The organism is Curtobacterium sp. SGAir0471 (genome assembly GCF_005490985.1).
In the GTDB taxonomy this organism is placed as follows: Bacteria; Actinomycetota; Actinomycetes; order Actinomycetales; family Microbacteriaceae; genus Curtobacterium.
In genome coordinates, this window is sequence record NZ_CP027869.1 from 3,173,194 (window position 1) to 3,195,098 (window position 21,905).

The 21,905-nt window shown below is 71.0% G+C and carries 24 protein-coding genes, 1 tRNA gene, 1 pseudogene and 1 riboswitch; of the genes and pseudogenes, 15 read left to right on the forward strand and 11 right to left on the reverse strand.

The window, feature by feature from the left end; all coding sequences use genetic code 11:
* Positions 1-311 precede the first annotated feature (311 nt).
* Positions 312-941, reverse strand: a complete 630-nt coding sequence (locus C1N91_RS14705) for a DNA-directed RNA polymerase subunit beta (RefSeq protein WP_137768324.1) — start codon at positions 939-941, stop codon at positions 312-314.
* 126 nt (positions 942-1,067) lie between these two features.
* Between C1N91_RS14705 and C1N91_RS14710 the strand changes: the two genes are divergently transcribed.
* The 3 genes from C1N91_RS14710 to C1N91_RS14720 all read left to right on the forward strand — a co-directional run bounded on the left by C1N91_RS14710 (position 1,068) and on the right by C1N91_RS14720 (position 1,857).
* Entirely contained in the window at positions 1,068-1,229 is a 162-nt protein-coding gene (locus tag C1N91_RS14710; protein WP_137768325.1) for a DUF2207 domain-containing protein, read from the forward strand.
* A gap of 53 nt (positions 1,230-1,282) precedes the next feature.
* Positions 1,283-1,355: transfer RNA gene (locus C1N91_RS14715), tRNA-Lys, on the forward strand.
* 181 nt (positions 1,356-1,536) lie between these two features.
* Positions 1,537-1,857, forward strand: coding sequence for a hypothetical protein (locus tag C1N91_RS14720; protein WP_137768326.1), 321 nt, complete (start codon positions 1,537-1,539; stop codon positions 1,855-1,857).
* A 285-nt stretch (positions 1,858-2,142) separates the two neighbouring features.
* Here C1N91_RS14720 and C1N91_RS14725 read toward each other — a convergent pair whose 3' ends face one another.
* Complete coding sequence (locus C1N91_RS14725; protein ID WP_137768327.1) at positions 2,143-3,078, reverse strand: aldose 1-epimerase family protein; 936 nt, start codon at positions 3,076-3,078, stop codon at positions 2,143-2,145.
* A complete protein-coding gene (locus tag C1N91_RS14730; RefSeq protein WP_137768328.1) occupies positions 3,075-3,926 on the reverse strand; it encodes a DeoR/GlpR family DNA-binding transcription regulator in 852 nt (283 codons plus the stop codon). Before C1N91_RS14730 ends, C1N91_RS14725 begins: the two co-directional genes overlap by 4 nt.
* 64 nt (positions 3,927-3,990) lie before the next feature.
* Between C1N91_RS14730 and galT the strand changes: the two genes are divergently transcribed.
* Together galT and galK are read left to right on the forward strand one after the other, a co-directional pair.
* On the forward strand, positions 3,991-5,088 hold the full coding sequence (gene galT / locus C1N91_RS14735; protein WP_058728596.1) for a galactose-1-phosphate uridylyltransferase: 1,098 nt from the start codon (positions 3,991-3,993) through the stop codon (positions 5,086-5,088).
* Positions 5,085-6,221, forward strand: a complete 1,137-nt coding sequence (gene galK, locus C1N91_RS14740; protein WP_137768329.1) for a galactokinase — start codon at positions 5,085-5,087, stop codon at positions 6,219-6,221. Before galT ends, galK begins: the two co-directional genes overlap by 4 nt.
* A 208-nt stretch (positions 6,222-6,429) precedes the next feature.
* Here galK and C1N91_RS14745 read toward each other — a convergent pair whose 3' ends face one another.
* The 3 genes from C1N91_RS14745 to glyA all read right to left on the reverse strand — a co-directional run bounded on the left by C1N91_RS14745 (position 6,430) and on the right by glyA (position 9,254).
* Entirely contained in the window at positions 6,430-6,879 is a 450-nt protein-coding gene (locus tag C1N91_RS14745) for a hypothetical protein (RefSeq protein ID WP_137768330.1), read from the reverse strand.
* Positions 6,880-7,044: 165 nt separating this feature from the next.
* Positions 7,045-7,968: a tetrahydrofolate dehydrogenase/cyclohydrolase catalytic domain-containing protein gene (locus C1N91_RS14750; protein ID WP_137768331.1), complete on the reverse strand. Its 924-nt coding sequence runs from the start codon at positions 7,966-7,968 to the stop codon at positions 7,045-7,047.
* Positions 7,965-9,254 carry a serine hydroxymethyltransferase gene (gene glyA, locus C1N91_RS14755; protein ID WP_394586838.1) on the reverse strand — a complete coding sequence of 430 codons (1,290 nt, stop codon included), beginning with the start codon at positions 9,252-9,254 and terminating at the stop codon, positions 7,965-7,967. Before glyA ends, C1N91_RS14750 begins: the two co-directional genes overlap by 4 nt.
* 50 nt (positions 9,255-9,304) lie before the next feature.
* Positions 9,305-9,390: riboswitch (ZMP/ZTP riboswitch) on the reverse strand.
* 78 nt (positions 9,391-9,468) lie between these two features.
* Between glyA and clpS the strand changes: the two genes are divergently transcribed.
* Positions 9,469-9,768: an ATP-dependent Clp protease adapter ClpS gene (gene clpS / locus C1N91_RS14760; RefSeq protein ID WP_058728592.1), complete on the forward strand. Its 300-nt coding sequence runs from the start codon at positions 9,469-9,471 to the stop codon at positions 9,766-9,768.
* Positions 9,765-10,241, forward strand: coding sequence for a DUF2017 family protein (locus C1N91_RS14765; RefSeq protein WP_137768332.1), 477 nt, complete (start codon positions 9,765-9,767; stop codon positions 10,239-10,241). The genes clpS and C1N91_RS14765 overlap by 4 nt, the downstream gene beginning before the upstream one ends.
* 36 nt (positions 10,242-10,277) lie before the next feature.
* Here C1N91_RS14765 and C1N91_RS14770 read toward each other — a convergent pair whose 3' ends face one another.
* Positions 10,278-11,156: an SDR family oxidoreductase gene (locus C1N91_RS14770; RefSeq protein WP_137768333.1), complete on the reverse strand. Its 879-nt coding sequence runs from the start codon at positions 11,154-11,156 to the stop codon at positions 10,278-10,280.
* Positions 11,157-11,216: 60 nt separating this feature from the next.
* On the opposite strand from C1N91_RS14770, the gene C1N91_RS14775 reads away from it, so the two are divergent.
* The 7 genes from C1N91_RS14775 (at position 11,217) to C1N91_RS14805 (ending at position 16,659) form a co-directional block, all read left to right on the forward strand.
* On the forward strand, positions 11,217-11,675 hold the full coding sequence (locus C1N91_RS14775; protein ID WP_137768334.1) for a MarR family winged helix-turn-helix transcriptional regulator: 459 nt from the start codon (positions 11,217-11,219) through the stop codon (positions 11,673-11,675).
* A gap of 48 nt (positions 11,676-11,723) precedes the next feature.
* Positions 11,724-12,143 carry a MarR family winged helix-turn-helix transcriptional regulator gene (locus tag C1N91_RS14780; protein ID WP_137768335.1) on the forward strand — a complete coding sequence of 140 codons (420 nt, stop codon included), beginning with the start codon at positions 11,724-11,726 and terminating at the stop codon, positions 12,141-12,143.
* Positions 12,032-13,576: an MFS transporter gene (locus C1N91_RS14785; protein ID WP_302641003.1), complete on the forward strand. Its 1,545-nt coding sequence runs from the start codon at positions 12,032-12,034 to the stop codon at positions 13,574-13,576. The genes C1N91_RS14780 and C1N91_RS14785 overlap by 112 nt, the downstream gene beginning before the upstream one ends.
* A gap of 100 nt (positions 13,577-13,676) precedes the next feature.
* Positions 13,677-14,537, forward strand: coding sequence for a formyltetrahydrofolate deformylase (purU, locus tag C1N91_RS14790; protein WP_137768336.1), 861 nt, complete (start codon positions 13,677-13,679; stop codon positions 14,535-14,537).
* Positions 14,538-14,544: 7 nt separating this feature from the next.
* Positions 14,545-14,958 (forward strand): YrdB family protein, encoded by a 414-nt coding sequence (locus C1N91_RS14795; RefSeq protein WP_137768337.1) that lies wholly within the window; start codon positions 14,545-14,547, stop codon positions 14,956-14,958.
* Positions 14,959-15,065: 107 nt separating this feature from the next.
* Positions 15,066-16,226 carry an N-acetylglucosamine-6-phosphate deacetylase gene (gene nagA / locus C1N91_RS14800; RefSeq protein WP_175416113.1) on the forward strand — a complete coding sequence of 387 codons (1,161 nt, stop codon included), beginning with the start codon at positions 15,066-15,068 and terminating at the stop codon, positions 16,224-16,226.
* Between the two features lie 31 nt (positions 16,227-16,257).
* Positions 16,258-16,659 carry a VOC family protein gene (locus tag C1N91_RS14805; protein ID WP_137768338.1) on the forward strand — a complete coding sequence of 134 codons (402 nt, stop codon included), beginning with the start codon at positions 16,258-16,260 and terminating at the stop codon, positions 16,657-16,659.
* 27 nt (positions 16,660-16,686) lie between these two features.
* Here the strand turns inward: C1N91_RS14805 and C1N91_RS14810 are convergent, their stop codons facing one another.
* The 4 genes and pseudogenes from C1N91_RS14810 to C1N91_RS17260 all read right to left on the reverse strand — a co-directional run.
* Positions 16,687-18,246 (reverse strand): alpha-L-fucosidase, encoded by a 1,560-nt coding sequence (locus C1N91_RS14810; RefSeq protein ID WP_137768339.1) that lies wholly within the window; start codon positions 18,244-18,246, stop codon positions 16,687-16,689.
* Between the two features lie 321 nt (positions 18,247-18,567).
* Positions 18,568-19,242 carry an HNH endonuclease gene (locus tag C1N91_RS14815; protein WP_137768340.1) on the reverse strand — a complete coding sequence of 225 codons (675 nt, stop codon included), beginning with the start codon at positions 19,240-19,242 and terminating at the stop codon, positions 18,568-18,570.
* Between the two features lie 14 nt (positions 19,243-19,256).
* Positions 19,257-20,024, reverse strand: a complete 768-nt coding sequence (locus C1N91_RS17045; RefSeq protein WP_254678270.1) for an AAA family ATPase — start codon at positions 20,022-20,024, stop codon at positions 19,257-19,259.
* Positions 20,025-20,420: 396 nt separating this feature from the next.
* Positions 20,421-20,741, reverse strand: a pseudogene (locus C1N91_RS17260) (AAA family ATPase); the annotation flags it as partial.
* Between C1N91_RS17260 and C1N91_RS14825 the strand changes: the two are divergent.
* A complete protein-coding gene (locus tag C1N91_RS14825) occupies positions 20,731-21,900 on the forward strand; it encodes a MalY/PatB family protein (protein ID WP_137768342.1) in 1,170 nt (389 codons plus the stop codon). The pseudogene C1N91_RS17260 and the gene C1N91_RS14825 sit on opposite strands and share 11 nt — an antisense overlap.
* Positions 21,901-21,905: the final 5 nt, after the last annotated feature.

Genomic DNA, 21,905 nt, shown 5'->3' on the forward strand with positions numbered 1-21,905 from the left:
CGTGTCTCGTAGAATCGATGTCGCCGGGCCGCAGCAAGCCCCGGGCTCCAAAATTCGCCGCTTCGAGCGGCCTCGCGCCGAGAGGCGCTTCTGCGGCCCGGTCTTCGCATGTCCGGGGGCGGTCACGCCGTGCGCTCGTGCGTCGTCGTCGCGGTGGTCGTTGCCGTCTGTGCGGCGTCGCGGTCGCGGTAGTCGTGCCCGGTCCGGAGGCGCGGCGTCACGTCGCGGTGTCGTTGCCGTCTGTGCGGCGTCGCGGTCGCGGTGGTCGTGCCCGGTCTGGAGGCGCGGCGGCGGTCCGCCCCGCCGCCCGCTCAGTCCAGGCTGTCGCGACGCCAGAGCGCCGCCGCCTCCGTCAGGTCGGCCGCCAGCTCCGTCAGCCGCAGCGCACGCCGGGTCAGCTCGGTCGCGCGCTCCCCCGCCGTCAGGTCCGCGTCGTCCGCCACCGAGGTCGCACCCGCTGCCGTCAGTCGGCAGAACGCCGCCCCGCGATCGAGCGCCACCGCGAGGTCACCCGTGTACAGCCCGTGCAGGATGCTGTCCGCCAGGGTCAGGATCTCCGCCGGACCCGTCGGCTGCTCGGCACCCGCGACGGCCTCGTCGATCGTGCCGATCTGCGCCGTGCCGCGCTCGAAGAAGTACGAGATCTCCTCCGGGTTCTGCCGGATGACCACCCGCACGAGGTAGATCCGCCACAGCGCGCCGGGGAGCGTGTGCGCGCCGACGCGTGCCCACAGCTCGGCGATCGCGTCGATGCCGTGCACGTCCGTGTAGGTCACGAGCCGCTCGACCACCGCCGGGTCCGGGTCCTGCCGGACGCGGTGCAGCAGCGCGTTCGCGGTCTCGTGCGCGACGCGGTTCACCAGAGCCGGGTCGTCGCCGCCCTGGATCGCGGCGAACTCCTGGTCGGTGAAGTGGACGGGACGGTGGTGATCGCGAGGCACCCGGCGAGTGTAGGCGCGGCCGCCGACGTGCACGTCCCCCGTTCGCCACGAACGCAACCGGGCGCGCGCGGGTACCGTGCTCCGGCAGGGAGGCACTCCTCCCGGACGTTGAGAAGAGGAGACTCCATGAACGCCCTGCTCGTCATCCTGGCCGTGATCGCGGTCGTCCTGCTGTTCGTCGGTGGCTTCACAGCGAGCCTGAAGTTCCTGCTGTGGGTCGGCATCGTGCTGCTCGTCATCGCGGTGATCATGTGGCTCCTGCGGACGCTCACCGGGCGCCGCAGCTGACCGAGGGCACTGGTTCTCGTCTGGAGGCCCTCACCCGCTAGCCTTGCGGGTGAGGGCCTCTAGCTCAGTTGGTAGAGCACCGGACTTTTAATCCGAGGGTCGTGGGTTCGAGCCCCACGGGGCCCACCTTCTTCCCCGCGCGAGGCCCCACCGGGGTACAACCCGGACACAGGATGTTCATGGTGCGTCTTGTGCACAGTCCAGTCCCCGCTCAGCGGTTTGCCTGCACGACGCCGATAGTGTCGTTCCCGGTCCTTTTCCACGGACCGAACAGCACCGCAGCACCAGAGAACGAACGGGGTACACCGTGACCGAGCCCATCGACGCCACGCAGACCAGCACCACCGGTGACGCGCGCCGCATCGTCGAGCTCGCAGCAGCGACGAACACCACCATGAGCAACCAGCTCCTCCTCGACACCCTGCGCCGCAGCGCGCGGGTCACGACGCGGCACATCCGCACCGACTTCGTCGAGGTGGCCACCGCCTCCGCCGTCCTCGGGTACGTGTGCCGACAGGGCAGCGAGTACACCGCCCTGCGCGGCGACGACCCGGCATGGGCGCAGGAGATCGGCCGCTACGGCACCGAGTCCCTCGCGGTCGAGGCACTGCGCATGCGCCGCGCCTGACGCCCAGCGCACACACGACGAAGGCCGCCCCACTCGGGGCGGCCTTCATCGTGTCCGCGGCTGTCGGGCACGCCGACCTGGCGCTCGAGGGCCTCCTGCGCGCCGTTCCGGTCGAACGACCCGCCCGCCCGCGCCGCTCCGGTCGCACGACGTGCCGCCGGCGATCGTTCCGGTCGCACGACGTGCCGCCGGGCAGCGACGTGAGCGGCATGTCTTGCGACCGGACCCCACCCGGACAGACCGCACGTGCGCGCCGGAGGGCCGGCCAGGGCGATCCCGCCGCGCTCAGGACCACACGCGGCGGATGCCCCAGGTACCGGTCCAGGTCTCGTCGGGCTCGAGCCAGCGCAGGCCCTCGCCCGAGTTCAGGGCGTTCGCGGGCGCCGTCATCGGCTCCACCGCCACGGCCAGCCCGGTGCCGTCACCGCGGGGGAACTCCCGGGAGGTGAAGACCTGCACGTACGGGAACGACTCGTCCTGCCACAGCTCCACGCCGTCACCTTCCGGGCCGTGCAGCGTCGTGCGGCGGACACCGTGCTCGTCGGCAGCGATGTCCCGGTAGGCGGTGTCGAGGTCGGCGTCACCGGCACGCTGCCCCGGGCGCAGGTCGTACGGGGTCCCCTCGACCGGCACCGTGCCGTCCGGGATCTTGTGCTCGTCGACGGTGAAGGCCGTGGCGGCGTCGAGGGTCACGACGAGGTCATCGGCCGGGGTGTCGCCTGCGCGCAGGTACGGGTGCGCCCCGACGGCGAAGGGAGCGCGGACGCCGGAGCGGTTCGTGATCGTGTGGGTCACCCGGACGCCGTCGTCGACGAGCTCGTGGTGCACACGGGTCTCGAGGGTGAACGGCCAGCCGTGCTGCGGGTGGACCGTCGCCTGCTGCTCGATCGACGACTCGGTCTGGTCCACGACGCGGTACGGCGAGAACCGCAGCAGTCCGTGCGAGGCGTTGCCGTACTTCGGCTCGGAGACGTCCAGCTGCTGGCGCTTCCCGTCGAGCTCCCATACGGCGCCGGCGACGCGGTTCGGCCAGGGCACGAGCACGATGCCGTCGGCACCCGGCGGCAGCGAGGTCACGGGGAACGGCTCGGTCAGGTCGAACCCGGCGACGCGGAGCTCCCGGATGCCCGCCGCCACCTCGGTGACGACGGCCTCGACGACCCCGTCCGGCCCGGCGTGGCGGAGGTGGTACTGCGCTCCGGTGGGTGCTGCTGCGGTCATGCGTGCGACTTCCTTCCGTCTGGTGCTGCGCCGCCGTCCTCGTCGGCCACGACGACCCGGACCCCGGCCGCCCGGATCGGGGCGACGGCGTCCGCCGTGACCTCGGCGGTGACGACGACGTCGATGTCCTCGAGCGGGCGGACGACACCGAGGTGGGCCCGGCCGAACTTCGAGCCGTCCGCCACCACGACGGTACGCCGGGCGGCGTCGGCCAGCATCCGCTTCGCCTCGGTCTCGGGCAGGTTCACATTCGTCAGGCCGTGCTCGACGTCGAGCCCGGTGCCGCCGAGGAACACCACGTCCGCGGCGATCATCGGCAGGACCGCGCCGAGGAAGGGTGCGACGAGCGAGTGCTGCAGCGGGCGGAGGGTCCCACCGGTGACGACCACGGTGAACCGCGGGACCGCCGGTTCGAGTGCGAGCGCCGTCGTCAGCGAGTTGGTGACGACGGTCAGGTCGGTCAGGTCCTCCCGCGCGACGAGCGCCGAGGCCACGGCTGCAGGCGTGGTGCCGACGTCGAGCACGACGCACTCGCCGGACCGGACCATCGCGGCCGCGGCGCGGCCGATGGCGGCCTTGGCCACCTGGTGCTCGACGGCGGTCTCCTCGAAGGGGCGCTCGGGGGAACCGGCCCCGCGGCGGACCGCACCGCCGCGGACCCGCCGGATGCGGGCCTCCTGGTCGAGCAGGGCGAGGTCCTGGCGGACGGTGACCTCGCTGGTCCCCAGCGCCGCTGCGAGGGAGGCGGTCCGGACCAGGCCCGGGGCGCCCTCGACGATGGAGACGATGCGGTCCTGCCGTAACGGCGCGGGCAGCGACCCGTCGAGGAAGGAGAGGTCGTCGCGCACCGGACGAGTTTCGCGCACTTACGGATGCTTTCGCAACGCTTCGCGAGGCGAGTAGGCTGTCCCGGTGATCACCAAGCGCGTGACGACGCTCGCCGACGGCCGCGAGCTCATCTACTTCGACGACGCCGACACCCAGCTGCCCGCGGAGCGCAGCATCGACCAGCGCGTCCTCGACCCCCGGCCCGAGACGGCCCGGATGCGACAGGACGTCCTGACCGGCGAGTGGGTGTCCATCGCCTCGAGCCGGCAGAACCGCGTGTTCCTGCCGCCCGCCGACCAGGACCCGCTCGCGCCGCAGACCGCCGCGAACCCGTCCGAGATCCCCAGCCGGTACGACGTCGCCGTGTTCGAGAACCGCTCCCCGTCGTTCGGTCCCCTGCTCGAGGCGGACGACGCACCGGAGTCGCTCGAGTCGCTGTCCGACGTCGGACTGAACCGTCAGCTCCGGAGCGTCGGCCGCTGCGAGGTCGTGTGCTTCTCCCCCGAGACGAGCGGCTCGTTCGCCTCGATCAGCGAGTCGCGCGCCCGCACCGTGGTCGAGGCCTGGGCGGATCGCACCGCCGCGCTGTCCGCGATGCCCGGCATCCAGCAGGTCTTCCCGTTCGAGAACCGCGGCGAGGCGATCGGCGTCACCCTGCACCACCCGCACGGGCAGATCTACTCGTACCCGTACGTCACCCCGCGCACGCAGCGGCTGCTCGCGTCGATCGAGCGCTTCGGTCCGGACCTGTTCGAGCAGCACCTCGCGAACGAGCGAGCCTCGGAGCGCGTCGTGCTGCAGGGCGAGCACTTCACCGCGTTCGTGCCGTTCGCCGCGCGCTGGCCGATCGAGATCCACATGCTGCCGCACCGGCACGTCCCCGACTTCGCCGCGCTCACCGACGCCGAGAAGGACGAGCTCGCGCACATGCACCTACGACTCACCCGCGGGCTCGACGCGCTCTACGACACCCCGACGCCGTACATCGCCGCCTGGCACCAGGCACCGGTGCACACCGCGCGGGACACCGTGCGGCTCATGCTGCAGATCACGTCGCCGCGCCGTGCGGCCGACAAGCTCAAGTTCCTGGCCGGCAGTGAGGCCGCCATGGGCGCCTGGATCGGGGACCTCGTGCCCGAGAAGGCGGCCGAGTTCATCCGAGGAGGGATCGAACGCGCATGACGTTCCAGCAGGTCTACGGGTACGAGCCGGCGGTGCAGTACTCCGCCCCCGGTCGCGTCAACCTGATCGGTGAGCACACCGACTACAACGACGGGTACGTGCTGCCCTTCGCGATCGATCGCCGCACGGTGGCCTCGATCGGGCAGCGGGACGACCGGTTGCTCCGGGTTGCCTCGGCCTTCGAGCCGGACGCGGTGCACGAGCTCTCGCTCGACGACCTGGCGCCGGAGAACATGGACGGCTGGTCGGCCTACGTGTTCGGCATCGCCTGGGCGCTGCGCGAGCAGGCGGGCGCGGACCTGTCCGGCAAGACCGGGTTCGACGTCTTCATCGACTCGGACGTGCCGGTGGGCGCGGGCCTGTCGTCGAGCGCCGCGATCGAGTGCGGTGTCGCGCTGGCCTTCACCGACCTGTGGGACCTCGGCCTGTCGCGCAAGCAGTTGGCGCGTGTCGGGCAGTACTCCGAGAACCACGCCGTCGGCGCACCGACCGGCATCATGGACCAGTCCGCCTCGCTGCTCGGGGAGCAGGACGCGGTCGTGTTCCTCGACTGCCGGACGCTCGACACCGCCGTGGTCGACCTGGCACTCGAGGCGAACGGCCTCGAGGTCCTGGTCATCGACACCCGCGTCGAGCACGCGCACGCCACCGGCGGCTACAAGGCGCGTCGCGAGTCCTGCGAGCGCGGTGCTGCGGCGATGGGTGTCCCGGCGCTCCGTGACGTCGCGGTCGAGGACCTGTCCCGCGCCGAGGAGCTGCTCGACGACGAGACCTTCCGGCGCGTGCGGCACATCGTCACCGAGGACCAGCGCGTCCTCGACACGGTCCGCACGCTCCGCGAGCAGGGTCCGCGGGCGATCGGCGAGCTGCTCGTCGCCTCGCACGCGTCGATGCGCGACGACTTCGAGATCTCGGTGCCGGAGCTCGACCTGGCCGTCGAGACGGCGATGGCGCACGGCGCCGTCGGCGCACGCATGACGGGTGGCGGGTTCGGCGGTGCAGCCATCGCGCTGGTCGACCGGGAGGCCCGTGGCGCGATCACGGACGCCGTCACCTCCGCCTTCGCCGCGGCCGGGTACCGCGAGCCCACCGTGTTCACGGTGCACGCAGCGCAGGGCGCCCGCCGCGACTGACGCGCTCCGCGCGCCCGGCGCCGCGCACGCCGGGCGTCGTGCGTCGTGCGTCGTGCGTCGTGCAGCTCGAACGGAGCGCGTCGAACCACGTTCCCGACAACGAACCAGCACACGCGGCTGGTTCGATGTCGGTTTCGTGGTTCGACGACCGCGGGCCGGGCGACGCGGCAGCGCGGCAGCCCGGCCGTGCGGGCGGCCGAGCGCTCGGTCAGCCGAGGTAGTCGGCGTACCGCGTCGTCTCGACGACGTTCCCGAGCACGAACGGGTGCGGCCGACCGTGCTCGACGGCCCACTGCACCCACGCGATCTGCACGGGCATCAGCAGCCAGACAGCCACGGTCAGACCGAGCACGCCGGCGAGCGTGAGTCCCATCACGGTGTGCTCGTCGAACCGGCTCGCGCCCCGGCGGGCGACCGCGACGAGGAACCCGCCGACGGCGACCGCCACGGTCAGGAGCGTCGTCCCGGGCGCCGGTGACGAGCGGAAGTCGTACTCCTGGCCAGCGTGGAAGAACGTCGTGCCCCAGGTCGATCCGGGCTGCTGGAAGAGGATGCAGAGCGCCACGATGACGATCAGCCAGCGGGCGTCCTTCGTGAACTGGGACGGCTCGGGCCGCGGGCGCAGCACCGGTTCGGTCAGTTCTCGTTCGTCCCCCATGCGGCGACCGTAGCACCGCGGGAGGCACGTGGCGGCGGTGATCCGCGCCTCCAGGCCGGGGCTTGGTGGCGAGCACCTCACGCGCTCAGCGACACCTCACGGCCAGGGAGTCGCGTGAGGTGTCGCTGAGCGCGTGAGAACGCGCGGCCGCCCCAGCGCGACGCGCTACCGCAGGTGGCGCTCGGCGGCCTCGACGACGTTCTTCATGAGCATCGCGCGGGTCATCGGCCCGACGCCGCCCGGGGTCGGCGACAGGAACCCGGCGACCGACGCCACCGCGGGGTCGACGTCACCGCGCAGCTTCGCCTTCCCGGTGGCCTCGTCGACGATCCGACTGATGCCCACGTCGATGACCGCTGCGCCCGGCTTCACCCAGTCCGGCTGCACGAGCCCGGCGACACCGGCGGCCGCGACGATGATGTCGGCGCGACGGCACTCGGCGGCGACGTCCTCGGTCAGCGAGTGCGTCAGCGTCGCGGTGGCCTCGAGCCGGGTCAGGAGCAGCCCGAGCGGACGACCGACCGTCAGGCCCTGCCCGATGATCGTGACGTGCTGCCCGCGGATCGGGACGTCGTAGGCCTCGAGCATCGCGACGATGCCGCGCGGGGTGCACGGCAGCGGTGCGTCGATCGTGCCGGCGCCGCCGGGGACGGCCAGCACGAGCTCACCGAGGTTCGTCGGGTGCAGGCCGTCGGCGTCCTTCGCCGGGTTCATCAGCTCGAGCATGGGGATCGGGTCGATGCCCTGCGGCAGCGGGAGCTGCACGATGAACGCGGTCACCCGGGGGTCGTCGTTCATCTGCAGGATCGCCGCACGGATGTCGGCCGCCGAAGCGGTCTCCGGCAGGTCGATGCGGACCGAGTCGAGCCCGATCTGTGCCGAGTCCTTGTGCTTGCCGGCGACGTACGACACCGAGCCCGGGTTCTGGCCGACCATGATCGTGCCGAGCCCGGGTCGGAACCCGTGGTCGTGCAATCGGTCGATGCGGACCTTCAGGTCGTCGAGCGTGCGGGCGGCGAGGGCGGTGCCGTCGATGCGGACGGCACTGCCCTCACCTGCCCAATGCTCGCGAGGGAGCGCGGCGCTCACGCGTAGAGCGGGAACGCGTCGGTCAGGGCCTTCACCCGGGCCGAGAGCGCTGCGATGTCCGGGTTCGGCATGAGGGTCAGCGCGATGATGTCCGCCACCTCGGTGAACTCGGCGTCGCCGAAGCCGCGGGTCGCCAGCGCCGGGGTGCCGATGCGGACACCGGAGGTCACCATCGGCGGGCGCGGGTCGAACGGCACGGAGTTGCGGTTCACGGTGATGCCGACCTCGTGCAGCAGGTCCTCTGCCTGCTTGCCGTCGACCTCGGACTCGCGCAGGTCGACGAGCACCAGGTGCACGTCGGTGCCGCCGGTGAGGACGTCGATGCCCGCTGCCCGCGCGTCGGCCTGGGTGAGCCGGTCCGCCAGCAGACGAGCACCGCGGAGCGTGCGCTCCTGGCGGTCCCTGAACTCCGGCTGGCCCGCGAGTAGGAACGCGGTGGCCTTGGCGGCGATCACGTGCATGAGCGGACCGCCCTGCTGGCCCGGGAACACCGCGGAGTTCAGCTTCTTGAAGAGCGACTCCTCGTTGGACAGGATGATGCCCGAGCGGGGGCCGGCGAGCGTCTTGTGCACGGTCGAGGACACGACGTGCGCGTGCGGCAGCGGCGACGGGTGCAGACCCGCGGCGACGAGACCGGCGAAGTGCGCCATGTCCACCCAGAGCGTCGCGCCGACCTCGTCCGCGATCTCGCGGAACTTCGCGAAGTCGAGCTGGCGCGGGTACGCCGACCAGCCGGCGATGAGGACCTTCGGCTGGTGCTCGATCGCCTTCGCGCGGATGTCGTCGTAGTCGACCTCGAACGTCTCCGGGTCGACGCCGTACGACACGGCGTTGTAGATGCGGCCGGAGAAGTTGAGCTTCATGCCGTGGGTCAGGTGACCGCCGTGGGCGAGCTCGAGGCCGAGGATGGTGTCCCCGGCGGAGGCGATGGCGTGCAGGACCGCGGCGTTCGCGCTGGCGCCGGAGTGCGGCTGCACGTTCGCGTAGGCGGCGCCGAACAGGGCCTTCGCCCGGTCGATGGCGAGCTGCTCGGCGACGTCGACGTACTCGCAGCCGCCGTAGTAGCGCTTGCCCGGGTAGCCCTCGGCGTACTTGTTCGTCAGGACGGAGCCCTGCGACTCGAGGACGGCGCGCGGGACGAAGTTCTCGGATGCGATCATCTCGAGGGTGTCGCGCTGGCGGCCGAGCTCGTCCTGCAGCACGGCGGCGATCTCGGGGTCGACCTCGGCGAGCGGGGCGTTGAACGTGGACTGCGCGGTGGCAGGCGTCAGATCGGTGATGGACACGGGACTCCTCGTTGTCTGATCGCCGCGCGGACGCGACGAGGTGGACGGGTGGGCGCGGCCCAGGCGTACGGCCGCGCTCCGTGTCAGGTGTCGCTCCCCGATGGTGACCCATCCAACGCCAGTCGCGACCCCTCGATCGTACCGAGCGGGCACGTTCGTGTCACCCTTGGGGACATGCACCCGAGCATCCCCGTCGACGCATGACCGACGACGCATGACCCTGACCAGCCCCGACGTCGAGGAGCGCACCGACCTCGCCGCCCGGTTCGACGTCCCGTGGGTCACCGTGGTCTGGGACGACCCGGTGAACCTCATGTCGTACGTCACGTACGTCTTCCAGAGCTACTTCGGCTTCTCGCACGCCCGCGCCGAGCGGCTCATGCGCCAGGTGCACGACGACGGCCGGGCGATCGTCGCGACGGGCGCCCGCGAGGCGATGGAGCGTCACGTCGAGGCGATGCACGGCTACGGCCTGCAGGCCACGGTCGACCGCGCCGCGGGGCCGGACGCGTGATCCCCTTCACGCGGCAGCGGGACGGGGTGCACCTCGCGATGTCCGAGGGCGAGCGCGCGGTGCTCGCCTCGCTCACGGAGCAGCTGCAGCAGGTGCTCGCCGGCGACCTGGCCGCCGACCCCGTCGCTGCGCGGATGTTCCCGGACGCCTACCCGTCGGACTCCGAGGCGAGCGACGAGTTCCGCCGCTGGACGCAGGCGGACCTGCTGACGCAGAAAACCGCGAACGCCGACGTCGTGCACGACTGGCTGACCGGCACACGGGACGGCGCGTTGACCGCGCAGGACGAGCAGGCCTGGCTGCGGTGCCTCACCGACCTGCGGCTGACGATCGCGGAGCGGCTCGGCATCACCGACGCCGCATCCGAGGAGGCCTCGTACGCCGGCGACGCCGGCCTCGGCCTCCGCGACGTCTACGACTGGATCGGGTACGTGCAGGAACACCTGGTCACGACCCTCACCTCCGCGGGCTGACGGGACGGCCGGGAGGCACGGCGCACGTCCGCCGCGTCAGCCCCGGCCCGTCAGCTGCTCCCGGTGCTCGCGTGCCCAGTCCGCCAGGGACCGCGGCGGCCGCCCGGTGATCCGGGTCACGTCGTCGCTCATGACGTCGACACCGTCGAGTCCACGGCGGAGCACCCGCCCGAACTGCTGCCGGAGCCCCTCCGCCTGCCAGGCCGGGACACCGCCGGCGCGGACGACTGCCCGGTACACCCGGCTCGGCAGGTGCAGGGGGCGCACGCGGCGCCCGAGTCCCGACGAGAGCCCGGCCGCGATCCCGTGGGCGTCGAGGGCTGCGGGTCCGGTGAGCACGGGCTCCGTGCCGTCGTGCCCGTCCTCCGTCAGCACCGCCGCGGCGGTCCGGGCGATGTCGGCCGTGTCGATCCAGCCCGCTCGGCCACGGCCGGTCGTGTGCGGGTACCAGCCACGTCGGATCGCGGGTGCGGAGGGCAGCAGGTTCGTCATGAACGCCGACGGGTGCAGGATCGTCCAGGCCAGGCCGCTGTCCCGCAGGAGCCGGTCGGTCCGCCACGCCGCCGCGGCCCAGGGCATCGGCGAGTGCTGCGCCGCGTCCCCGCCGGACAGGTGCACCACCCGGGGTACCCCCGCACGCTCCGCCGCGCGGACACCGGTCTCGCCCTGCTGCGCCTGGCGCTCGCTGACCGGCGTGACGAGGAAGAAGCGGTCGACACCCTCGAGCGCGTGGGTCATCGCGTCGAGGTCGTCGAGGTCCGCGAGCCGTGCATCGATGCCCCGTGCGCGGAGCCGCTCGGCCTGCTCGGGACGACGGACGACGGCGCGGACCGGCGCACCGGAGCCGTGCAGCAGCTCGAGCGTCTTCCCACCGACGTCCCCGGTGACGCCCGTGATCGCGATCGTGTCGGTCATGCGACCCCTCCCTCGGTATCAGTTTCCTGTTACTCAACGCTACGCCGGTAGGCTCGGGTCGTGTCCAGCGAACTCTCGGTGCACCACGACGACGTCGACGCCGTCGCCGCGTGGACGGTGATCCGTGCCGCGCGGGAACTCGCCCGTCGACTCGCCGAGGAACTCGAACCCCTCGGCCTGAGCCCGGTCGAGTTCGGCGCACTCGTGCAGCTCGCCGCCGGCGGCGAGCACAACCAGGCCGAGCTCGCCCGCGCCGTGGGCGTGCGCCCGCAGAGCATGGCCGCACTGGTGGGTGGGCTCGAGACGCGGGGACTCGTCGAGCGGGGTGCCGTGCCGGGTCGGGGACGGGCCTCCCGGCTGCACCTGACCCGGGACGGACGCGAGCTACTGGCGGACGCCTGGCCCCGCGTGCAGGCGAGCAACGCCTGGTTCGGCGACGACGTCGACGGCCTGGTGGTCGCGCTGCGTCCGTTCACGACGGACGGCACCATCGGCTCCGCCGCGGACGGCCTCGTCTGATCAGAAGGAAGCCTTGCAAGTTGCCCTGCTGAGTCGTATCGTTCCGGTGTGGAACCGATCGAGACACTCGCGGACGACCTGCTGACCCTGCACGGTCGCATCCGCCGCACGGTCCTCGCCGGGAAGGCCGACGAGGTCACCGCGTCCCAGACCGCCGCGCTCGGTCGACTCCTGCGCCACGGGGAGAGCACCGTCGCCGACCTCGCGCGCGCCGAGGGGGTCCGCCCGCAGTCGATGGGCGCGACCGTGCAGGCGCTCGTCGACCTCGGGCTCGTCGAACGCCGTCCGGACCCGGCGGACGGGCGCCGCACCCTCGTCCGGGCCACCGAGTCGGGCTCCCGTGCTCGCGCCGACGCGTGGACCAACCGGTCCCGCGTACTCACGGACCGCCTGGCGGCCCTGCCCGAGGACGAGCGCGCCACGGTCGCCCGCGCCCTCGCGATCCTCCTGCCGCTCACCGACGACTGACCCGGAAGAAGCCCACCACGTCCACCTCGACCTCCCCCGTCCCGACCACCGCCGACACCGCCACCACCGGCGGGAGCGGCTTCGGCCCGAAGCTCCTCGTCCCCGTCCTGGTCGGGCCGCTGCTCAACCCGATCAACACGACGATGGTCTCCGTCGCCCTCGCCCCGATCTCCCGCGACCTCGGCATCGGGGCGTCGCAGGCGATCTGGCTCGTCGCGGCGCTCTACCTGGCGAGCGCGGTCGCACAGCCGACGATGGGCAAGCTCGCCGACCGGTTCGGCCCGAAGAAGGTGTTCCTCACCGGGCTCGTGATCGTCGGCGTCGCGGGCGTCGTGCCCGAGGTGCTGACCGGCTTCGGCGGAGCGGTCACCGCGCGGGTGCTCATCGGGATCGGGACGTCGTCGGCGTACCCGGCAGCCCTGACCACGCTGCGGCAGCACTCCGCCCGGATCGGCAGGCCGACCCCGCCGCTCGTGCTCGGGGCCCTGTCGATCACCTCGCTCGTGTCCGCCGCCGCCGGACCACCCCTCGGCGGGGCGCTCATCGCGGCGTTCGGGTGGCACGCGATCTTCCTGGTGAACGTCCCGCTCGCCGTGTTCGGCATCGTCGTCGCCGCGATGTGGCTGCCGTCCGACCGGTTCCGGCCCCGTGACGCCGAGCAGCTGCCGGTCCGCACCGCGCTCGACCCGCTCGGCATGGTGCTCATGACCGGTACGGTGTCGGCGCTGCTGGTGTTCCTGCTCGACCTCGGTGCCGGGCTCTGGTGGCTGCTCGCGGTGGCGGTCGCGCTGCTCGTGGCACTCGTGCTGTGGGAGCTGCGCGCGACGAAGCCCTTCGTCGACGTGCGGCTGCTCGTCCGGAACGGCGCCCTGTCCCGCACCTACGCCCGGCTGTTCCTGACCTACCTGCTCGCGTACACGATGACGTACGGGTTCTCGCAGTGGGTGCAGGACGTGGCGGGCTACCCGAGCGACGTCGCCGGGTACCTGCAGCTGCCCGCTGCCGTCGTGGCCGGGGTGGTGTCGTTCGTCGTCGCACGGCGGACCACCGTCCGTCGACCGCTCGTGGTCGCTGCGCTCGTCCCCCTGCTCGGGGCCGGGCTCCTGCTCCTGCTGCACGCCGGATCGCCACTCGTGCTCCTGCTCGTCGTGCCGGCGCTGTTCGGCGTCCCGCAGGCCCTGGCGTCCGTGTCGAACCAGGCGGCGCTCTACAAGGTGGTGCCCTCGGAGTACATCGGCGCCGCGGCCGGGCTCTCGCGCACGAGCATCTACATCGGCGCGATCGCGGCGTCCTCGCTCATCGGCGGGGTGTTCGGGCAGGCCCCGACCACACCGGACCTGCACGTGCTCGCGTGGGTGATGCTCGGCGTCGGCGTGCTGCTCGCCGTGCTGACGCTGGCGGACCGGGCGCTGGCGCGGGCGGACGCGCGCTGACGCGAGCCGACGAGCCCTCACCGACCAGCCTGCCCGCGTGGGGCGCACGCCGGGCGCACCACGGGCCTCCAGGCCGGAGCGCCCCGGTACCCTGATCTCCGTGACCGACCCGAACCCCACGCACTGGACCCTCACGCTCGTCTGCGACGACCAGCCCGGGATCGTGCACGCCGTGTCCGGAGCCGTCGTGGCGGCCAACGGCAACATCACCGAGTCGCAGCAGTTCTCGAGCGCCGACACGAACTCGTTCTTCATGCGCCTGCAGGTCATGGCGCCGGTCGACCGCGAGACCTTCGAACAGGCCCTCGCCCCGGTCGTCGAGCGCTACGACATGCGTGTCCAGCTCGACGTGGTCGGACGTCCGATGCGCACCCTGGTGCTCGTGTCGAAGGCCGGGCACTGCCTCAACGACCTGCTCTACCGGCAGCGCGGCGGGCAGCTGCCGATCGAGGTCCCGCTCGTCCTGTCGAACCACGCCGACCTGTCCGGGCTGGCGTCCTTCTACTCCGTGCCGTTCGAGCACCGGCCGGTCACCGACGCGGACTCCAAGCAGGCGATGGAGCAGCGGATCCTGGAGGCGGTCGAGGAGCACGACGTCGAGCTCGTCGTCCTCGCGCGCTACATGCAGATCCTGTCGCCGGAGCTCTGCGCCGCGCTCGAGGGTCGCGCCGTCAACATCCACCACTCGTTCCTGCCGGGCTTCAAGGGCGCCAACCCGTACCGGCAGGCGCACGCTCGCGGCGTGAAGCTCATCGGCGCCACGGCGCACTTCGTGACGAGCGACCTCGACGAGGGGCCGATCATCGAGCAGAACGTCGTCCGCGTGGACCACACGAAGGAACCCTCCGAGCTGGTCTCGATCGGTCAGGACGAGGAGTCCCGCACCCTGACGCAGGCGGTGCGCTGGATCGCGGAGGACCGCGTCCTGCTCGACGGCGCCCGCACCATCATCTTCCGGTAGGCACCGCATGACGAACGCACCGCAGAGTCCCGTCGACTGGGGCGACGTCCCGCCGCCCACGGATCCGGCTCCCGCTCGCCGGCGGGTCTCCTTCTCCGGCTGGGTGGTGCTGCGCGTGCTCGTGTGCGCGTTCGGGCTGCTGTCGCTGGCGTACTGGGGCTACCTCGCGTGGCCGTTCCCGTTCCCGGGCGTGCTGTTCATGGTCGGGGCGCCGCTGTTCGCCGCGGTCGTCTGGTTCCTCTTCCGGTCCCCGCGGTCACCGATCGACACGGACGTGGTGGGCAAGGTGATCGTCGAGACCGCGCTCGTCATCGCCGCCGGCGGCGCGTGGCTGTCGCTCGGGCACCCGGTGGTCGGGTTGGTCTTCGTGCTGGTCGCGGCGCTCTCCGGGGTGGTCGCGTTCCGGCGGGAGACGGCGTGAGCGGGCCTTCGCGGTCCGCCGGGTCCGTCGGATCGGCCGGGTCCGTCGGGTCGGCCGGGTCGGCCGGGTCGGCCGGGTCGGCCGGGTCGGCCGGGTCCGGCTCCGGTCTGGAGGCGCGGCGCACCCTGGTCCGCGCTGCCCGCGTCGTCGACGCGGCTGGCTCGGTCGAGGACGGCTGGGTCCTGCTCTCGGGTGGCGAGATCGAGGCGGTCGGCTCGGGTGTCGGCCTGCCGGACGCCGCTCCGGGTGCCGAGGTCGTCGACCTCGGTGACGCCGTCCTGACCCCCGGCTTCGTCGACCTGCACGGGCACGGCGGGGGCGGAGCCGCGTACGAGGACGACACCTTCGACGCCGCGCTCGCCGTGCACCGGGCGCACGGGACGACCCGCTCGGTCCTGTCGCTCGTCGCGGAACCGCTGCCGTCGCTCGCCGCGTCGCTCGACCGCATCCGCACCGTCGCCGCGGCCGACCCGCTCGTGCTCGGCGCGCACCTCGAGGGCCCGTTCCTCTCCCCCGACAACAGGGGCGCACACAACGCCTCGTACCTGGTGGACCCGGCACCGGCAGCGGTGGACGCCCTGCTCGCCGCGGGCGCCGGGCTCCTGCGCCAGGTCACCGTCGCACCCGAGCTGCCGGGAGCGCTCGACGCCGTCCGCCGCTTCGTCGACGCCGGGGTCAGGGTCGCCGTCGGCCACACCGTCTGCTCGTACGACCAGGCCCGTGCCGCGTTCGACGCCGGCGCCACCCTGCTCACCCACGCGTGCAACGCGATGCCGGGGCTGCACCACCGGGCACCCGGACCGATCGCCGCCGCGCTCGAGGACGACCGGGTGACCCTCGAGCTCATCCTCGACGGTGTGCACGTGCACCCCGCCGTCGCCCGGGTGCTGCTGCGCGGTGCCCCCGGCCGGGTCGCGCTGATCACCGACGCGATGGCCGCAGCCGGCTCGCCCGACGGCTCCTACGCGCTCGGGTCGCTCGCGGTCGACGTGGTGGACGGCGTCGCGCGGGTCGCCGGCACGGACACGATCGCCGGTTCGACGCTCACGCAGGACGCGGCGCTGCGGCTCGCCGTCTCCGCAGCCGGGGCCACGCTGCCCGAGGCGGTCGCCGCCCTGACGAGCACGCCGGCCACGGCGCTGGGACTCGGCGACCGCCTGGGTCGGATCGCGCCCGGGTACGCCGCGGACCTCGTCGCGCTCTCCCCCGCGCTCGAGGTGCGGCGGGTGTGGGGCGCGGGCACGGAGCTGACGTCCGCCGAGTCTTGACCCGGACGGGGCACGGCGGGACCATCGTCCCGTGACCCTCTTCATCGCCTGCCCGGTCGCGAGCGTCGAGCGCGCCACCGCGTTCTACACGGCCCTCGGGTGGACCCTCGACCCGCGGATGTCGCGGGAGGACGTCTCGTGCATCGTGTTCGGCCCCGACCAGTACCTGATGCTCAGCAGCCGCGAGGCCTACGCGAGCGTCGGCGGCACCGAGGACCTGATCGGCGGCCCGGACACCCCGTCGAAGGTCACGCTGTCGTTCGACCTCGACAGTCGGGAGGCCGTCGACGACCTCGTCGAACGCGCTCGTGCTGCGGGTGGTCGGATCGGGGACACCGACGAGTACCCGTTCATGTACCAGCGGCAGTTCGACGACCCGGACGGGTACCACTGGTCGCCGTTCTGGATGCGTCCCGACACCGCCGGCGCCTGACCCCGGCGGTCCGCTCCCGCCGGGCGGTCACTGGTGGAGGAAGTCCTGGCGGGGCTGATCCGGCTCGGGTGCGAAGCGGATCCGCAGCACGGGGCCGCTGTGCTCGGTCGTGGAACCGTCGACCGCCACCTCGAGGGCGTCCGGTGTCCGGTCCCACCGGGTGACGGTGCCGGATCCGAGCACCGCGACGTCGCTGATCGTGCGGGTGAGGAGCGCGGAGGTCGACGCGAGGGCGCGCAGCCGTGCGACGCCGTCGTCGGGCTGCGCGAGCAGGACCGCGTAGAGGGCGTCACCCGTGACGTCGTGCCGCATCGTGTAGCGGACGTCCTCCGCCGTGTACGCGGGGGCGGCACCGTCGACGAAGGACCCCGACGCGACCACGGTCGGCCCCTCGGACGGCACCGTCCAGGGGCGGGTGCCGTAGATCGCCTCACCGTGCAGACCGAGCCAGTGCCCGATGCCCTCGAGCAGGCGCTGCTCCTCGTCCGGGATCGTGCCGTCCGGCTTCGGACCGACGTTGAGCAGCAGCACCCCGCGCTTCGCGACGACGTCGACGAGCTCGGCGACGAGTTCGCGGACGCTCTTGTACTCGTGTCCCTCCACCCAGCACCAGGACGTCCGGGACACCGACGTGTCGTTCTGCCACACCGTGGGCTCGACCCCCGCGACGGCTCCGCGTTCGATGTCGTACACGGCGGTGCCGGGCGCGAAGGCCCCCCACTTGTAGTTGATGACGACCTCGCGCCCCCACTCGGCCGCACGGTTGTAGTAGTAGGCGGCGAGCGTCCGCAGCACCGGGGCGAACGCCGGCTGCTCGATCCACCAGTCGAACCAGAGCACCTGCGGCCGGTACCGGTCGATCACCTCGACGGTGCGCAGGAGCCAGTCCTCGAGGAACCGCTCGTTCGGGGCCGTCTCCTCCCGCTGTGCCGGGCCGTAGAAGTCCGACCACCGCGGGTCGAGCACGTCGGAGTCGAACCGGGCACCGCCGTTCATGAAGAACCAGTGCTCGGCACGGTGCGACGAGGCACCGCGGACCATCCAGGCCTCGTCGACCGCGCGGGAGAGCTCCCCGAAGACGTCATGCTGTGGCCCCATCCGGGCCGCACTCCACCGGGACCGGTCCGTGTCGTACATCGCGAAGCCGTCGTGGTGCTCGGCCACGGGCACGACGAACTGCGCGCCGGCCCGACGGAACAGCGCGGCCCACCCGGCCGGGTCGAAGTGCTCCATCGTGAAGGACGGGATGAAGTCCTTGTACCCGAAGTCCCGGTGCTCGCCGTAGGTCGCGCGGTGGTGCTCGTGGGCGTCGGTGCCCTGCCGGTACATCTCGCGGGAGTACCACTCGTTGCCGAACGCCGGGACGGAGTACACGCCCCAGTGCAGGAAGACGCCGAACTTCGCGTCCTCGTACCAGCGCGGCGGCTCGTAGGCGGCGAGGGACTCCCACGTCGCGTCGAACGGTCCGGCGGCGACGACCTCGTGCACGGCCCGCAGCGCTGCACTGTTGTCGCTCACGTCGACCGGTTCCGGGAGCGACCCGGGGTCGAGCGGGGTGGGACGGCCCGACACGGCGCGTTCTGTCATGCGGCACTCCTTCGTGCGTCGACTGCGGTCCACCACTCCTATCGGTCGGACCCGTGTGTCCGGTGGATCGCGTGCGGCCTGTGGCGGGCGGTCAGGGCAGCCGGACGACGACCAGGGCCGTCGACGGACCCCGCACTACTCGCTCATCCGGCAGATACCAGCGTCAACCAGCGACTTTGATCCCAAGCATCCACTCTGGTGGGATGGCTCGGAAATACTCCGGCCGAGACTGTCATCGACTGCTGAAGCCGACTCCCCGTTTGCAGCACGATGAAGCACTCCAGCAGGTTCACTAAGCCATCGGGGGCGACGCACAACACTCTAGAGTTCGGGATAATCATCCAAGGCGCTAGCCACCTCGGCATCAACAAATGTTGACCCGATTTTAGCCAATTCCTTGATGTAGTGGCGCACTTCAGCGAAAGGACCCGATTGCAACGTTTCCAAAACCAAAGACGCTTGCTTCGGCCGGGCATCGACCAGCCGCACGTAATCCACAACTAGGCTACTGAACGTGACAGCGGCGTCACGACGACCTCGCGTTAGTCTGTCCCGATTCAGGTCGAATATCTCGATATTTACCAGGCCTCGCCGCGTCCGCGCTGTGATCTCACCGAGTACGAGGTCAACACTCAAATCAGTGCGTGGGTCCTCGACCGTAGGGTCGATCAAGTCGGGGGTCCCAGCGGTTACAGGGAACCGATTTCTTTTGCGGTTCGAGTTGCAAAACGAACACGCGAGGAGCCAGTTGACCCAAGTGAACGTTTGCTCGTGATAGGTCGAACGGGGGTAGAAGTGTTCGATATCCGTTGCCTCATTATCGCCGCAGTACATGCAGTATTGTCGACCATTAGCCATTTCTTCGAGAGTGCGTCGGATGCTCGCGACCCGAACGCGGTCCCGGGCACGCCACGCCCCTTCGGCCGCCTCTTTTGACTGCCTCGCTTTCTCCGCCTCGGCATTCAGATAGTTCTCATCCTCCAGCTGGAGGGACAACCTCTCGAGCCTAATCAAATCTCCGCCGCCAGTCGCTGGTTCAACCTGGCCAGTGCCATGGCCACCTCATCGGAAGGGGTGACGCCCATATCGATCTTGGCTTCGTCGGTAAGTGGAGCGGAATCACCCCGCTCTACAGCCTCTCGCCACGCATCGCGGCGACGATTGGTCTCGAGGCCGTAAGTAGTTTCGAGGCCGAACAACTCGCTCATCACAACCTGGTCAGCATCGCCATTGACAATTCGCCTAAACTCATCCTGTTCTATCACTCGCGGCACTCGGTCTGCTTCGTCTGGCGCAGCCAGGCGAATCAATCCACGTGAACTTGCCGCTTGCACTATGAAAGGACTATGTGTAGATACAATGAATTGGATGGCTGGGAAATGCTCGCGCATCCAGAAACCGATACGCTGCTGCCAACTTACATGTAAATGAACATCGACCTCGTCGATAAGTACAACACCCGGTTGTGAGCAAAATACCGAGCCGTCGTCGCGACTTTGCAGCTCGAAGCGGCCATATGAGGCGACTAGTCTCCTGATGACGTCTAGCACGAGTGCAGAAACGACTCGATATCCGTCACTCATTTCTTCTAGAAGAAAACTATTGCCGTTCTGCTCAATCCAGAGCCCGTCCGAATTATACTGGGACACCCGAGAGTGTTCCGGCAAAAGCCCATCATCAAGCATCCGGATGACATCATCCTGCAACCCTTTAGCGGCCGCATCTCCTTCCAATACCTTCGGGTAGAGCTCCTGCAACCACCAGGTGGATTCCGCCAAGGAAGCGGACTCATCGAACAGTGTGACTAGCGCAGAGGTTCTTTTATTTCCCAACATCAGCCTTTGAGCTTCCGCAGCCGCTCCTGTCAAGCGCCGGAAGGGACCGTACCCAGCCATAAACCATCCAACGGGATTGTCCGACCACGGCCCTCGTCGAGCAGTCAGCTTCGGCGCGCTTGGTGGAAGAGACTCCGTCATTTCAGGCACTGGGCCGGCCGTCGTGCGCTCCCAACGCAGACCCGCCCATGGTTGCCGCTTCGGCGGGGCGCCGCCGGGGCTAAGGGCGTCTCCTTCGCCAACGCTAAAGGCTGCCTGTATCAGCCCACTTTCCGCCCCGTCGCTCACCCAGTGCGAGAAACTTGGAACGAGCGTTCTCGCCACGTTCGGTCCCGCAAGCGCGAGGGATATCGCCCGGAGGAAAGTAGTTTTCCCGCTTCCATTTCGGCCGGCGAGCACAGTCCACCCCGCGTAGCCACCGTCGTCTCTCTTGAAATTGAGACGGGCTGGACCGTCAGGCGTTCGGAATCCGCGGATATTCTCAAAAACTAGGCTCTCGAGATACACCATGCTCCTAGGTCGATGTTCCCGTGAGTCTACGCCAGCCGAATCGTGCCGACACAGCAGGGCACGCCCAATAGCCTGGAAGGTAGAAGCTTCCAGTGCACCAACGAAGGCGGCTGCCACTGTCGACTGCCAGGCTGGGCGCATGAGCGTCATGGTCTCGGTCTTCGATGCACAACGGACCCGCACGAGCGAGAAGTACACGGCCTACCCGCCCGAGGTCCTGCCGATGTTCGTCGCCGAGATGGACTCGGTCCCCGCCGAGCCGGTGCGCGAGGCCCTCGCGCGAGCGATCCGGAACGGGGACACCGGGTACGTCGGGCACGCCCGGGTGCTCCCCGAGGTGTTCGCCGACTTCGCCGAGCGCCGTTGGGGGTGGGACGTCGACCCAGACCTCGTCCGGACCACCACGGACGTGTCGGTCGCGGCGGTCGAGGTGCTCCGACGGATCATCGACCCCGGCGACCAGGTCGTCCTCATGCCGCCGGTCTACCCGCCGTTCTGGGAGTACGTCCGCGAGGCCAGCGGATCCGCCACCGAGGTCCCGCTGCTCGCCCCGGAGGGCGCCCCCGACCCGTTCGACACGACGGCCGGGTGGCGGATGGACCTGGCCGGGATCGAGCGCGCCCTCGCCGACGGCGCCCGGACGGTGCTGCTCTGCAACCCGCACAACCCCCTCGGCCTCGTGCACGCGCGCGAGGACCTCGTGGCACTCGCCCGGCTCGCCGCCGAGTGGGACGCGGTCGTGGTGTCAGACGAGATCCACGCGCCGCTCGTGCACGCCGACGCGGTGTTCACCCCGTTCCTCACCTGCGGACCCGAGGCCGTGGGGCACGGCGTCGCCCTGACGAGCGCGAGCAAGGCGTGGAACCTGGCGGGGACGAAGTGCGCCCTGATGGTCGGCGCGTCCGAGCGGGCCCGCGGCTGGTTCGACGGGCTGCCCGTCGAGGTGGTCGAGCGCACCGGGATCCTCGGGTACACCGCGAGCGTCGCCGCCTTCCGCGACGGGGAGCCCTGGCTCGCGTCGCTGCTCGCCGAGCTGGCCGCGAACCGACGCATCCTGGCCGAGGAGCTCGGCACCGCCCTGCCCGGCGCGGGGTACCGGCAGCCGCAGGCGTCCTACCTGGCCTGGCTCGACCTGCGAGCACTGCCCTGGGGCGACGACCCCGCCGTGCACCTGGTCGACGCAGCGAAGGTCGCGCTGACGAACGGTCGTGACTTCGGGCGACCGGGCATCGGCCACGCACGGCTCAACTTCGGGTGCTCCGAGGAGACCCTGCGCGAGGGCCTGGCCCGCCTGGCGTCGGCCCGCTGACCTCG